The 12,265-nt window shown below is 41.5% G+C and carries 14 protein-coding genes; 3 read left to right on the top strand and 11 right to left on the bottom strand.

Going from position 1 to position 12,265, the window contains the following annotated elements:
* Nucleotides 1-16: 16 nt before the first annotated feature.
* The 6 genes from ftsA to typA all read right to left on the bottom strand — a co-directional run bounded on the left by ftsA (nucleotide 17) and on the right by typA (nucleotide 7,487).
* On the bottom strand, nucleotides 17-1,375 hold the full coding sequence (ftsA, locus tag RWX26_RS02930; protein ID WP_002896169.1) for a cell division protein FtsA: 1,359 nt from the start codon (nucleotides 1,373-1,375) through the stop codon (nucleotides 17-19).
* A 121-nt stretch (nucleotides 1,376-1,496) separates the two neighbouring features.
* Nucleotides 1,497-2,708 carry an FtsQ-type POTRA domain-containing protein gene (locus RWX26_RS02925; protein ID WP_314579028.1) on the bottom strand — a complete coding sequence of 404 codons (1,212 nt, stop codon included), beginning with the start codon at nucleotides 2,706-2,708 and terminating at the stop codon, nucleotides 1,497-1,499.
* A complete protein-coding gene (locus RWX26_RS02920; RefSeq protein WP_314579026.1) occupies nucleotides 2,705-3,775 on the bottom strand; it encodes a UDP-N-acetylglucosamine--N-acetylmuramyl-(pentapeptide) pyrophosphoryl-undecaprenol N-acetylglucosamine transferase in 1,071 nt (356 codons plus the stop codon). Before RWX26_RS02920 ends, RWX26_RS02925 begins: the two co-directional genes overlap by 4 nt.
* 1 nt (nucleotide 3,776) lies before the next feature.
* Nucleotides 3,777-5,129, bottom strand: a complete 1,353-nt coding sequence (gene murD / locus RWX26_RS02915; RefSeq protein WP_314579024.1) for a UDP-N-acetylmuramoyl-L-alanine--D-glutamate ligase — start codon at nucleotides 5,127-5,129, stop codon at nucleotides 3,777-3,779.
* Between the two features lie 217 nt (nucleotides 5,130-5,346).
* Nucleotides 5,347-5,616 carry a DUF3165 family protein gene (locus tag RWX26_RS02910; protein ID WP_002898040.1) on the bottom strand — a complete coding sequence of 90 codons (270 nt, stop codon included), beginning with the start codon at nucleotides 5,614-5,616 and terminating at the stop codon, nucleotides 5,347-5,349.
* A gap of 23 nt (nucleotides 5,617-5,639) precedes the next feature.
* Entirely contained in the window at nucleotides 5,640-7,487 is a 1,848-nt protein-coding gene (typA, locus tag RWX26_RS02905; protein WP_268688463.1) for a translational GTPase TypA, read from the bottom strand.
* Nucleotides 7,488-7,667: 180 nt separating this feature from the next.
* Here typA and RWX26_RS02900 point away from each other — a divergent pair, with 180 nt between their 5' ends.
* On the top strand, nucleotides 7,668-8,393 hold the full coding sequence (locus tag RWX26_RS02900) for a 16S rRNA pseudouridine(516) synthase (protein ID WP_314579020.1): 726 nt from the start codon (nucleotides 7,668-7,670) through the stop codon (nucleotides 8,391-8,393).
* Nucleotides 8,394-8,426: 33 nt separating this feature from the next.
* Here RWX26_RS02900 and RWX26_RS02895 read toward each other — a convergent pair whose 3' ends face one another.
* The 4 genes from RWX26_RS02895 to RWX26_RS02880 form a co-directional block, all read right to left on the bottom strand.
* Nucleotides 8,427-8,666, bottom strand: coding sequence for a DUF4190 domain-containing protein (locus tag RWX26_RS02895; RefSeq protein WP_002896181.1), 240 nt, complete (start codon nucleotides 8,664-8,666; stop codon nucleotides 8,427-8,429).
* Nucleotides 8,667-8,755: 89 nt separating this feature from the next.
* Nucleotides 8,756-9,136: a rhodanese-like domain-containing protein gene (locus tag RWX26_RS02890; RefSeq protein ID WP_002900929.1), complete on the bottom strand. Its 381-nt coding sequence runs from the start codon at nucleotides 9,134-9,136 to the stop codon at nucleotides 8,756-8,758.
* 1 nt (nucleotide 9,137) lies between these two features.
* On the bottom strand, nucleotides 9,138-9,356 hold the full coding sequence (locus RWX26_RS02885; protein ID WP_002898045.1) for a YqgQ family protein: 219 nt from the start codon (nucleotides 9,354-9,356) through the stop codon (nucleotides 9,138-9,140).
* A gap of 92 nt (nucleotides 9,357-9,448) precedes the next feature.
* On the bottom strand, nucleotides 9,449-9,964 hold the full coding sequence (locus tag RWX26_RS02880) for a DNA starvation/stationary phase protection protein (RefSeq protein WP_002900930.1): 516 nt from the start codon (nucleotides 9,962-9,964) through the stop codon (nucleotides 9,449-9,451).
* 166 nt (nucleotides 9,965-10,130) lie between these two features.
* Between RWX26_RS02880 and RWX26_RS02875 the strand changes: the two genes are divergently transcribed.
* Nucleotides 10,131-10,793 (top strand): prepilin peptidase, encoded by a 663-nt coding sequence (locus RWX26_RS02875; protein ID WP_314579012.1) that lies wholly within the window; start codon nucleotides 10,131-10,133, stop codon nucleotides 10,791-10,793.
* On the opposite strand, the gene RWX26_RS02870 is transcribed toward RWX26_RS02875, so the two are convergent.
* Complete coding sequence (locus tag RWX26_RS02870) at nucleotides 10,787-11,236, bottom strand: effector binding domain-containing protein (RefSeq protein ID WP_125380460.1); 450 nt, start codon at nucleotides 11,234-11,236, stop codon at nucleotides 10,787-10,789. The two genes, RWX26_RS02875 and RWX26_RS02870, sit on opposite strands and share 7 nt — an antisense overlap.
* A 78-nt stretch (nucleotides 11,237-11,314) precedes the next feature.
* On the opposite strand from RWX26_RS02870, the gene RWX26_RS02865 reads away from it, so the two are divergent.
* On the top strand, nucleotides 11,315-12,214 hold the full coding sequence (locus RWX26_RS02865; protein WP_314579009.1) for a YafY family protein: 900 nt from the start codon (nucleotides 11,315-11,317) through the stop codon (nucleotides 12,212-12,214).
* The last annotated feature ends 51 nt before the right edge of the window (nucleotides 12,215-12,265 follow it).

The raw sequence follows: 12,265 nt of genomic DNA, 5'->3' as shown, positions 1-12,265 counted from the left end.
ATTCTCTGTATTCTCCTTAATCAAACATTTTGCCAATTAGGTTGCGCATCCGATCTGTAATACCGGTTTTTGGTTCTTGGTTTGGCACATCAGCACTAGCAACTGGAACTTCTTGGACCGGCTCCTCAGGAATCTCATCAGCCGGCTGAGGTTCAAAGCGTGGTACTGACTGAGCAGGACGCTCAAAGGATACAGGTCGATGGCGTAGTTGCTCATCACCATGAACAGCAACCTGAGCCAGCATGTCCACATCTGTTAAGTTTCCAGCATACTCTGACAAACTGATAACATGTGCGAAAGCAGGATTGCGAATGCCGATTTGATTTGGCACATAAAGCTTGACATTCACGCCAAAAACTTCCTGAGCCAGCTCAACCACTCCTGGAAGAATAGCTGCTCCGCCAATAATCACAATGCCACCTGGCAACTCAAGGAGATGCCTTCTATCCAAATCGCGTTTGATTTGCTCAAAAATGTGTTGGATACGAGCAGAAATAATTTCAGCCAGATACTTTTCAGTTACTTCAACCGGCTCAATCTCTCCAATCACTTCTACTTGGAAAGACTCTGTCCCAGCTTCAGGAACATAAGCAGATCCATAGTTAAACTTGAGACTTTCAGCCAACTTTTGCGAAGTCTTCAAAACCTTGGAAATGTCTTTGGTTACGTAGTCGCCGCCTTCTTGGTATATATTCGTATATTGAAGCTCTTGACCTTTAACAGAAGCCACTGTAGTTTGACCGCCACCCATATCAATAACAGTTGCACCAAACTCACGTTCCCCTTCGTTCAAGATTGACTTAGTCATAGCCAATGGGGAGATAATTACGTTCTCAAGCTGAACTCCCGCGCGCTCCACTGTCTTGCGGAGGTTGTGAAGAATAGTCCGTGGTCCAGTGTAGAGAAGACCTCGCATTTCTAAGCGAATCCCCATCATACCACGTGGATCACGAATCCCTTGGAAACCATCCACTACAAACTCTTCTGGGATGAAAGTAATCACTTCGCGGTCAGGAGTCATACTCTTAGTCAGAGCAGATCTAACAACATTCTCTACATCTGTATCTGTGATTTCCTTAGAATCACTAGTCACAGGAATCATGCCCTGAGTTGGCTCAATCTGTAAGAGATTAGCCGGAAGTCCGACATTAACTAAACCAATTGAAATGCCTGCCTTTTCTTCTGCTTGAGAAATAGCTGTCTTAATAGCAGCAGCAGCAGCCTCAATATCAACAATAATTCCATCTTTAACGCCAGCGCTTTTTGCATTGCTGACCCCAATAACATTCATTTCATCGTTGATGTGCTCTGCCACCAACACTTTAATTGAGCTAGTTCCTATATCTAATCCAGTAAAAAAGCCGTCTCTAGCCATTACACCAGTCCTCTCTATCTTCCATGTTTCCGGTCTATACTAATAACGCTAAAAATTAGAGTTACCCAAGCTTTATTATAACATAAAGAAACTGAAAATGCGCAGTTTTTCTACATATAATTTAGCGATTTTCGGTATTTACCGGGTTTTCTGTCGAATTTTGCGGCTCTGCAGGTTCTTCTTCCTGACTTTCTGTCACCTGCCCAGCCGCTTGCTCTGTTTGCTGTCCAGTCGGGTCCTCTTCTGTTTTCTGCTTTTCTTCGTCAGAAGAAGACGGCTCGTTTTGAGCTCCTTCAACATAACTAAAAATCCCTGCTTCCATATCTACAACACTAGGTACCCCCTCTTCCAGCTGCGATTGGATTCCCTTGTAATATGGCAGTTTTTTGGCAATATGTGAAATTGGTACCAAGACTTTGTTGCCATCATGCATGGTCAGCGTAACCAAGTCCGGTGTCACCTTGCTTGGAGTCAACTGAACTGTCTTAATATTTTTCTTGACCGAAGCCGGTACCTTTTCAATTTGAAGGGCAAATTCCTTAATCAATTTTTCATCTGAAAACTCTATCGAAATATGGGTTTCTGGCAAAGAATCTGCAGCAGTCGGGTCCGAAATAATCTCCCCATTTGTCAGAATAGGATAATACTGACCACCCTCATGCAGATAGGCCAGAACTCCGTACTCCTTGACCTTTACCTGAAAAGTAATCGGAAACTGATAAGCCATCTCCAGGTTGTTAATCCAAGGACTAGACGCTTTCATATTGCGGATATGATTACCGCCATTGATAAAGGTTGTTAAAGTATAGTCCTTCTCATCAATCTTACTGCTTTTGAGCAGTTCTTCCTGACTGACCATTTGGTTCCCTGAAAATTTGATAGTCTTCATGGTCGCCAGTGGCGTCAAAAAATAGACTGACAAGAGAAAAATCAAACCACTGCCCAGCAAAACCGGCAGCGCTCGATAAATATGAATCCTCGAGATATGCACCTTAGCAGCTTCTTTTTCTGCCTTTTTCTGAAGTTTCTCAAGTTTTTTGCGCTCTTTCTCGCTCAATTCGGTCTCTAGCTCAGATTCGGATGATTCATCTTCCAAATATTCTGTTTCTTCCTCTTCATAAGTTGAGTCGTCTTCTTCCGTCTCTTCAGCTATTTCTCCGCCTTCGATTGAGTCCTCAGCTTCAGCTTCTTTTACTTCCTCTTCTTCCAGCTCCTTCTGCTTACTTGCTTCTTCCTGAGCCTTCTTTTCAAGATATTCTTTGTTTCGTTTCTGCCATTCAGAGAGGTGCTCACTTACCTCTTCCTTTGGCTCATCGTGGTTTTTCTTGCTCATTTCTTTCCCTTGTCAATATCCGCTTTCAATAAAGCATAAAATTCATCTACAGACTTGATTTCCTGAGAATTTTTCATAGCTTGATGATAAGAAGCCTGGTTTGCCAAAAGGTCATCAAGTGCTGCCTGTAAATTGCTCATATCCAGCTGTTCCTCTGCCAATTGCTTGGCATATCCCTTTTTCACAAAATAATCCGCATTTTCAATCTGATCGCCGCGGCTGGCTTCGCGTCCCAGAGGAACGATAATATGAAGCTTAGCCATAGCCAAGAGTTCAAAGATTGTATTGGAACCGCCTCGGGTCACCACCACATCTGCCAAGTCCATCAAAGGCTGGTAGAGGTCAGTCACATAGGCTCTGCGAAAGAGACGTTCAGACAGAGCATCCAAACTTGCATCGCCTGTCAGATTGATAAGGTTGTAGCGTTCGGTCAGCGCAGCTTGATTCTGGCTGACAAAGTCATTAAAAACCTTAGCACCAGCAGAACCACCGACAAAAAGCAGGGTTGGCAGTTCTTTATCAAAATACTGACGAATTTCTTCTAGTTCCTGCGGTGGGACTGACTCTTGACTGCCGACCTTGGTTACAGCTCCCACATGCTCAATCTTGGTCAGACTGGAAGATTGCTCAAAGGTTGCATACATCTTGGTCGCACACTTATAGGCAATTTTATTGGCCAAGCCAATGGATAGATCCGACTCATGAACATAGACGGGCACTCCGGACAGCCGAGCTGCAATCACGGGCGGAACGGATACGAAGCCTCCCTTAGAAAAGAGGGCCTGCGGCCGAACCTTGAGCATAATGCCCATCGACTGGAAAATGCCCCAGACGACCTTAAAGCCATCCAGCAGATTCTGCCATGAAAAATAGCGACGAAGCTTACCCGTGGCTACCGAATGGAAGGTCACGTCCAATCCTGACTTTTGGATTTCCTGGTACTCAATACCATGCTTATCGCCAATATAATGAACCTGCCAGCCTTCTTTGATAAATTTTGGAATCAGGAGAAGATTGAGGGTTACATGCCCGACCGTTCCTCCACCAGTAAATACAATCTTTTTCATCTTAACCTTTTAATTCTTCAAATACAGCGAGAAATTCATCGCCACGGACTTCAAAATTACTATACATATCCCAGCTGGCATTGGCAGGACTAAGCAAGACAATGTCTCCTGGCTCCGCTTGAGCAAAGGCCTTATGAGCCGCATCCCGGACATCAGTCGCATCCAGATAAGAAACACCAGCCTGATCAGCCGCTCTCTTTACACGCGCAGCTGATTGTCCTAAGATAACCATTTTTTTGAGCCCTTTGAGGTCAGGCACCAACTCGTCAAATTCATTGCCACGGTCCAAGCCACCCGCAATTAGAACCACCTTGCTATTGTCAAAACCAGATAAGGCTTTCTGGGTTGCCAAGATATTGGTAGACTTACTGTCATTGTAAAAGACAACCTCATTTACCTGCCCCACATACTGGAGACGGTGCTTAACACCTCCAAAAGCTGACAAGGCTTCTTTGATCGTCTGATTGTCAATGCCACGCAGTTTGGCTACTGCAATCGTAGCCAGAGCATTTTCGACATTATGACTGCCAGGGACGCCGATTTCAGCCGCCTGCATAATCGCTTCTCCACGGAAGGTCAAGACATCACCCTCTAAATAGGCACCATCCACCTTTTCAGTTGTTGAAAAAGGGACAACAGTAGCCTGAGTCTGGCTAGCCATTTCCTTGGCCCAGTCTTGATTGAAATTCAAAACCAGATAATCATCAGCTGTCATGTTTTTCTGGATATTCCACTTGGCAGCTGCATATTCCTCAACAGAGCCGTGATAATCTAAATGAGTCGGCATGAGGTTGGTAATAACAGCGATTTGCGGATGAAAAGCCTCAATCCCCATCAACTGGAAGGAAGACAGTTCCATGACCAGTGTATCTTTGTTGCTGGCTGTTTGGGCTACCTGACTTGCAGGAAAGCCTATATTACCAGACAAAAGACCATTTTGACCGCCAGCTGTCAAGACTTGCGCAATCATGGTTGTGGTCGTCGTCTTACCATTTGAACCCGTAATACCAATAATCGGCGCTTCAGAAATCAGATAAGCCAACTCGACTTCAGTAATGACTGGAATCTTCTTCTCCAGAGCTCGGACGACCATGGCATTGTCATAAGGAATTCCTGGATTTTTCACCATCAATTCAAAGTCTTCGTCCAGCAACTCCAAGGGATGACCTCCTGTCACCACTTTAATGCCTTCTTCTAGCAAGGATTGAGCAGCAGGATTTTCCTCAAAAGGTTTACCGTCGTTAACTGTCACGATGGCTCCTAATTTATCTAAAAGGCGAGCAGCTGACTCACCCGACTTGGCCAATCCCAGAACCAAGACCTTCTTATTGGCAAAATTTGCTATTTTTTTCATAAGCAACCTCTTCCATTCATACTTCACTCTATTTTACCTTTTTTTGTGAAAATAAAAAAGTCATAGGAGTCTTTTATTTTCGACTGTAAGCAAGTTTTGAAAAAAATGATATGTTTTCATCTATTTGAAATATTTTGTAACATAAACCTATTGTTTTTGTAAAGAAAAAGAGCAAAAGCCCAAACGTCTATCCGACTTTCTAAGCTCTTGCTCTTTTTTATTCTTCATCAAAATTCTTTTTTGATTTCTTAGGCGGCTTGAGGCGATTAATATCCCGCAAAGCCAAGACGGTCACTACGGATAGGCCGAAACCTACAAAATATTCAGCCGGCAACTGGAAAATTTTAAAAATGCCTAAACCAAATAAGATAATCAAGGCCACAATCAGTAAAACCATGGTCACAGCATTAACAGTCCCTTTAATACTGGATGGAACAGCAAAAATGTAGAAAAAGAGGATTAAAATCCCAATGATAAGATAAACCATCTTGCTGCTCCTTTCCATTTTGCTTATTCAGCTGCAGCTGATTTTTTCTTTTTATTGGCTTTTTCGCGTTCTTGTTTGTTCAAAATTTGCTTACGCAGACGAATAGATTCTGGTGTTACTTCCATGTACTCATCGTCGTTCAAGAATTCCAAAGATTCCTCCAAGGTCAAGATACGAGGTGTCTTGATAACTGCTGTCTGGTCCTTGGTTGCAGAACGAACGTTAGTCATCTGTTTAGCTTTGGTGATATTAACAGTCAAGTCATTTTCACGAGAGTTTTCACCGATGATCATTCCTTCGTAAACCTCAGTACCTGGGTTGACAAAGATAGTACCACGTTCTTCGATAGACATGATAGAGTAGGTTGTAGCCTTACCAGCATCGATCGAAACAAGGGCACCACGGTGACGTCCGCCAATTTCCCCTGGAATCAATGGCAAGTATTGATCGAAGGTATGGTTCATAATCCCGTAACCACGAGTCATTGACAAGAACTCAGTTGAGTATCCAATCAAACCACGCGCAGGAACTAGGAAGACCAAACGAGTTTGACCATTACCAGTTGAAATCATATCCAACATTTCACCCTTACGTTCAGAAAGACTTTGGATAACAGACCCTTGATATTCTTCAGGTGTATCGATTTGGACGCGCTCAAATGGCTCACATTTGACACCGTCAATCTCTTTCACGATAACTTCTGGACGAGATACTTGCAGCTCATATCCCTCACGACGCATGGTTTCGATCAGGATTGACAAGTGTAATTCGCCACGACCTGAAACTGTCCACTTATCTGGTGAATCTGTTGGGTCAACACGAAGGGATACGTCTGTTTGCAGTTCGGCCTGCAAGCGTTCTTCAACCTTACGAGAAGTTACCCATTTCCCTTCGCGACCAGCAAATGGTGAGTTGTTGACCAAGAAAGTCATTTGAAGCGTTGGTTCATCGATGTGAAGGATTGGAAGAGGTTCAATGGCATCTGTCGGTGTAATGGTTTCACCAACAAAGATATCTTCCATACCGGATACGGCAATCAAGTCACCCGCTTTCGCTTCATTGATTTCACGACGCTCCAAGCCAAAGAAACCAAAGAGTTTTGTGACACGGAAGTTCTTCGTTGTACCGTCTAGTTTAGAAAGAGTTACTTGATCACCAACCTTAACAGTACCACGAAAGATACGTCCGATACCGATACGACCTACGAAGTCATTGTAGTCCAAGAGTGAGACTTGGAACTGCAAAGGCTCATCTGAGTTGTCCACTGGAGCAGGGATATGGTCGATAATGGTATCAAAGATTGGTGCCATTGTTTTTTCTTGATCAGCTGGATTGTCTGACAATGAAGAAGTTCCGTTGATAGCTGAAGCATAAACAACTGGGAAATCAAGCTGGTCATCGTCTGCACCAAGCTCAATGAAGAGCTCCAATACTTCGTCTACTACTTCTGCTGGACGAGCAGATGGTTTGTCGATTTTGTTGACAACAACGATTGGGACAAGATCCTGTTCAAGGGCTTTTTTCAATACGAAACGAGTTTGTGGCATGGTTCCTTCGTAGGCATCTACCACCAAAACAACACCGTCAACCATTTTCATGATACGCTCAACTTCTCCACCAAAGTCCGCGTGTCCTGGTGTATCCATGATGTTGATACGAGTCCCGTTGTAAGCAACGGCTGTATTTTTAGCAAGGATCGTAATACCGCGCTCTTTTTCGATATCGTTTGAGTCCATAGCACGCTCTGCCAACTCTGTACGAGCATCAAGAGTTTCAGATTGCTTCAATAATTCGTCAACGAGGGTTGTTTTCCCATGGTCAACGTGGGCGATAATCGCAATGTTACGGATATCTTCTCTTAATTTTGTCATGATTTCCTCTGAATTTTTAAATTTTATTTCTAACTGAACAATTATACCACAGACGCAGGCAAAAAACACGGCTTTGATAAGTGTAAATGTTTTCATTAAAAAATATGGGAGCTGCATGAGGATTTGCATTTCCCATCCTGAAAATTTATGATATGATTTAGAAAAAAATAAGGAAAATAGATGCGCCTCGACCAACTGCTAGCTGCCAATCATATCAGCCGAAACAAGATGAAACAAAGCCTTTTACAAAAACAGATTTTAGTGGATGGTAAGCCCGTCTACAAACTCAGCCAAAACGTTGATACCGGCCTGCAGCAGATTACTTTTCAAGGCAAACATGTCAGCGGCCCTGCCCACCGTTACTACATGCTGAATAAACCCGCAGGTGCAGTCACTGCCAATCGCGACGCTGAAAAATTGACTGTTCTGGATTTGCTGGACAAGGAGGTAGAGAAAGAAAATCTTTACTCTATCGGACGGCTGGATAGAGATACCGAAGGGATTCTTCTGATTACCGACAATGGTCCTTTGGGATTTCAGCTGCTGCACCCTCAATACCATGTTGAAAAAACTTACTATGTAGAAGTCAATGGACCTTTGACCCCTCAGGACAAAATTGCCTTTCAAGAAGGCATTCGCTTTTTAGACGGTACTGTCTGTCAGCCCGCCCAGCTCACTATCTTCTCTAGCCGCTCCAGTCTGAGCCGTGCTAGCGTCAGGATTTCTGAGGGGAAATTCCACCAGATCAAAAAGATGTTTCTGGCAGTTGGTGTCAAGGTCACCTATCTCAAGCGAATTCAATTCGGAGATTTTACATTAGACCCAGATCTAGCAAAAGGCGATTACCGTGCTTTGAACCAAGAAGAATTAGAGGTTATTAAAAAATATTTGGAGAAAAGTTGGTAAAACAAAAAAGCTTTAAAAAATAAAGCTTTTTTGTTAGTAGCCTGCTCCGTTCATAAGTACCATGACATTTAGAATCCAAACAATTACGGAAATTACAATCCCTACGATACCCAGAATTTTTTCTGTTTTATAGTCTAATTTAGACTCTTTTTGATGTGAATTAGCCAACACCAAACCGATAATACCCAAAATAAGACCTACCAATGGAATGAAAAAACCAAAGATGATAGATAGGATACCTAAAACAAGTGAAGATTTTTTCTTTTCTTGCATGTTCTAAAAACTCCTTAAAATTAATATTAATTTATTATAACATAAGAAACTGGCTTTGTATATATAGTGCGACAAATTTTTGATTTATGTTAACTAGCCTTCACCTTGCCATTCCAAGAATCCAACCCATAAGAAAGAATATAGATTTCTTTAAATCCTTGTTTTTTCAGATACAGAGCCGCATTGGTTACGCGCTGACCACGACTATTTTCATAGAGGAGAACAGCCTTGTCCTTGCGAAGTGCACCGACACTATCCTTGAGCTGCTGAGATGGAATATTGCGAGCGCCTAAGATATGCTTCCGGTGAAAATCTGATGGATCCCGCAGATCAACCAACTGACCTTGGCGAATCAAATCTTCAAATTCCCCGTTATCCACGATTTTTGCTGCCTGACGAAGGCGCAAATAATTAAAGCCCATCCAGCCAATTATTCCTAAAAGTACCGCCCACAAAATCCAAATTGTCATCTCAAGTCTCCTTTTTCTTTTCTAAATATTCTAACTCTAAGCGATGTTCTCGTCGCAAGACTGCCTCCGCCTCAAAATAAGCTAGCTTATCCATTAGACCGGCATCGTAAATCCTCTTCAGTTCAATTTTCATCATCTCAATATCGTAAAGGCGCTTGCCCATATAGATAATGATTCCGAAACTTTTAAGAAATTGCTGAACATCATACAGGGTTTTCATGAGCTATATTTTATCAGATTTTCTAGCGCTTTTCAAGATGAAAAAAGCAGAAAGGAAAGCCTGTTTCCTTTCTGCTTGGCATGGATCATTTTTTATAAACCTGGTGCTTGACCAATTTCAGCTGTCAGCATCCAGATAGTCTTTTCAAGGTCAGCCTTGGCACCAACAAAGATATCATTGGTTACATCGTCCCCCTCTTCGTCTGTTACATCCAAAGCTTCTTGGTAAAGACTTGTCAGATAACGGAAAATCTCAATCACACGCGCCAGACTTTCTTCTACATTCTTGCTGAATTCACCAGCTTTTTCTTCAATCTTGCTGTGTTGGATAAATTCTGTCAATGTAGAATAAGGCTTGCCTCCCAGTGTAATCAAGCGCTCGCTGACTTCATCCAAAGTTGTATCCAAAGTTTCCATGTATTCATCCATTTTTGGATGCCAAACCATGAAGCCTGCGCCACGCATATACCAGTGAACTTGGTGAAGAGCAATATGAGCTGTATAAAGGTCTGCCACTACTTGGTTAAGAATAGCCTTAGTCTTTGGCAAAGCCTTTTGATTGCTGAAAGTTGCTACGTCAGTTGCTGCACCATTTTTTACTTGTGTCATTGTATTTACCTCGTTTTTATTTATAATGATTCTAATCTTTTTAGATTATGGTTTAATTATAATGCTTCTAAATAAGAAAGTCAAGACAAAAGATTCAAAAAAAGACTTTATTAGAAAAGTTGCAAAATTTCAGAATTTTTCTGTTTAAAATTACGAATAAATAAGTATGATTCATCTATACTTTTTTCTTGTTGGTACCGTCTTTTCCTCATTCCTAGGCTTGGTTATCGACCGCTTCCCAGAGCAGTCTATCATCACTCCCGCTAGCCATTGCAATGCCTGCGGGAAAAGATTGGCACCGCGTGATTTGATTCCTATTTTTTCTCAAGTCATGAACCGTCTTCGTTGCCGCTTCTGTGGAGACAAGATTCCCTTACGCTATTTATTTTTTGAATTTATATTAGGCAGTTTTTTTCTGGCAACTTCGCTTGGCACGATTTCCATCAGTCAACTCCTACTACTCACCATGGGCTTGACCCTGGCCATCTACGATCAAAGAGAGCAGCAATATCCCCTAATAGTCTGGCTGTTTTTTCAGCTTTCGCTGATGATGACAGCAGGCGTCAACCTTCTCATGCTCTTCTTTTTAGCCTTAGGACTTCTGGCCTTCTTTTATAATCTTCGTATTGGAGCTGGCGACTTTCTATTTCTTGCTTCCTGCTCAGCTATTTTCAACCTAACAGAAATTCTCATTATTATCCAAATCGCTAGCTTCTCTGGTCTTGCCTGTTTCTGCTTTAAAAAGAAAAAAGACAGGCTGGCTTTTGTACCCTGTCTTTTGTTTGGTGTCGTGATGATTATTTTCTATAAATCCCTACTCTTTTACTGAACTGGAACCCAAAGCTCAACTTCTGCATCCATAGGATTCCCGTTTAAAAGTATTTCTAAGATAATTCCATCTTGGTAAAGGGAACTGCTTTCTTCCTCAAAAAAGTTATCCTCCAATTGGTCAAACAGGAGTCTTGATTTATCACCACTGGCTGAACTTACTAAATAATCTTTCTCTGGGACGAGAATGCTTTCGTAGCCTGCCACAGCATTCTTTGCCGCAACTCCTGCGTAGTATTGAATACCATCTTTATGAGGAACAATCAAAGCATAGCCTTTTTTATCTAGAGAATGGGGCATCAATTTCCCCAGCATTCCTTCTTTAAACAACTGAGCATAGAACGCGGTCTTCTCTTTAGAATAGTGCTGTTCATGAACCGTAGTTCCTTCTATCAAAATACTCCTGCCAATCAGGGTAAACGATGGTTTGGTTTGATGTTTCATTATATGAACTCCTTTCTTTATGGTATAATCATAACAAAAATAATATGACAACTATCTGTCATATTTAAGGAGAAAATCATGAAAATTGACCGTCAAATGGGAATCATTTCTCATTTAGTAAATCAACGAAAAACAACAGCTAAAGAACTATCAGAACTTTTTAAAGTCAGCACCCGAACTATTATGAGAGATATTGATGATTTATCTCTTGCAGGCATTCCTCTCTATGTAATGAAAGGAAAAAACGGAGGAATTTTTCTTATGGAAGACTTTCAAACTGATAAACCTCCCCTGACTCAATCCGAACGACTTTCAATCGAATCCGGTTTAAAAAGTCGCTATCAAGTATTGGAAGATGCCTCTACTTTCAATGCTATATTGAAATTAAATGCTACCAATACATACTCTGATTTCGAAATTGATTTGTCTCTATCTCAAGGGAACTTGGAAATACGCACTTTGATTTTTAAGTTATTGGAAGCTATTAGAGGTAGAGTAAAAATAAAATTTTCCTATATTAATTCACAAGGACTGGTAAGTCAAAAAAATTGTGAGCCTTACCGTATCGTCTATAAGGACCGGAGTTGGTATATGGATGCCTACGATACTGAAAAAGCGCGTTTTTCTGTTTTTAAAGTTGCTAGAATTAGTGGACTTACTCTCTCCGATACTTTTTCAAAAAGACATTTTACACCACTTCCCTATGATGGTGGTACATGGATGAATGAAAACAAAGTACCTGTCATCCTGCATGTCCAGAAAATTGTCCTTGACCGGTTTGTGGAACTCTTAGGCTATAATGCCATAAAACCTATTAATAGCGATATTTACGAGATTACTTATCCTTTAAACGACAATGATTGGGGATACAATACCTTGCTTGCTTTTGGAAAATACATCACTGTTATATCTCCTAAGCATTTCTTGAAACATTTCACCAGCTATATAGATACCATTCATAAGCAATATCCAAACTAATATTCAATCAACATCAAAAATCAAACATTTCTTAAAAATGAATTATACGAA

Origin of the sequence: uncultured Streptococcus sp. (genome assembly GCF_963536705.1) — a bacterium.
Classification (GTDB): domain Bacteria; phylum Bacillota; class Bacilli; order Lactobacillales; family Streptococcaceae; genus Streptococcus.
Note: the sequence above shows the minus strand (reverse complement) of the source record. Positions and strands in the feature narration are given on the sequence as shown.

What these genes read in the sequence shown, in the direction of transcription:
- ftsA (WP_002896169.1), bottom strand. Translation starts at nt 1,375, where the DNA reads ATGGCTAGAGACGGCTTTTTTACTGGATTAGATATAGGAACTAGCTCA.
- RWX26_RS02925 (WP_314579028.1), bottom strand. Translation starts at nt 2,708, where the DNA reads ATGAGCAAGAAAAACCACGATGAGCCAAAGGAAGAGGTAAGTGAGCAC.
- RWX26_RS02920 (WP_314579026.1), bottom strand. Translation starts at nt 3,775, where the DNA reads ATGAAAAAGATTGTATTTACTGGTGGAGGAACGGTCGGGCATGTAACC.
- murD (WP_314579024.1), bottom strand. Translation starts at nt 5,129, where the DNA reads ATGAAAAAAATAGCAAATTTTGCCAATAAGAAGGTCTTGGTTCTGGGA.
- RWX26_RS02910 (WP_002898040.1), bottom strand. Translation starts at nt 5,616, where the DNA reads ATGGTTTATCTTATCATTGGGATTTTAATCCTCTTTTTCTACATTTTT.
- typA (WP_268688463.1), bottom strand. Translation starts at nt 7,487, where the DNA reads ATGACAAAATTAAGAGAAGATATCCGTAACATTGCGATTATCGCCCAC.
- RWX26_RS02900 (WP_314579020.1), top strand. Translation starts at nt 7,668, where the DNA reads ATGCGCCTCGACCAACTGCTAGCTGCCAATCATATCAGCCGAAACAAG.
- RWX26_RS02895 (WP_002896181.1), bottom strand. Translation starts at nt 8,666, where the DNA reads ATGCAAGAAAAGAAAAAATCTTCACTTGTTTTAGGTATCCTATCTATC.
- RWX26_RS02890 (WP_002900929.1), bottom strand. Translation starts at nt 9,136, where the DNA reads ATGACAATTTGGATTTTGTGGGCGGTACTTTTAGGAATAATTGGCTGG.
- RWX26_RS02885 (WP_002898045.1), bottom strand. Translation starts at nt 9,356, where the DNA reads ATGAAAACCCTGTATGATGTTCAGCAATTTCTTAAAAGTTTCGGAATC.
- RWX26_RS02880 (WP_002900930.1), bottom strand. Translation starts at nt 9,964, where the DNA reads ATGACACAAGTAAAAAATGGTGCAGCAACTGACGTAGCAACTTTCAGC.
- RWX26_RS02875 (WP_314579012.1), top strand. Translation starts at nt 10,131, where the DNA reads ATGATTCATCTATACTTTTTTCTTGTTGGTACCGTCTTTTCCTCATTC.
- RWX26_RS02870 (WP_125380460.1), bottom strand. Translation starts at nt 11,236, where the DNA reads ATGAAACATCAAACCAAACCATCGTTTACCCTGATTGGCAGGAGTATT.
- RWX26_RS02865 (WP_314579009.1), top strand. Translation starts at nt 11,315, where the DNA reads ATGAAAATTGACCGTCAAATGGGAATCATTTCTCATTTAGTAAATCAA.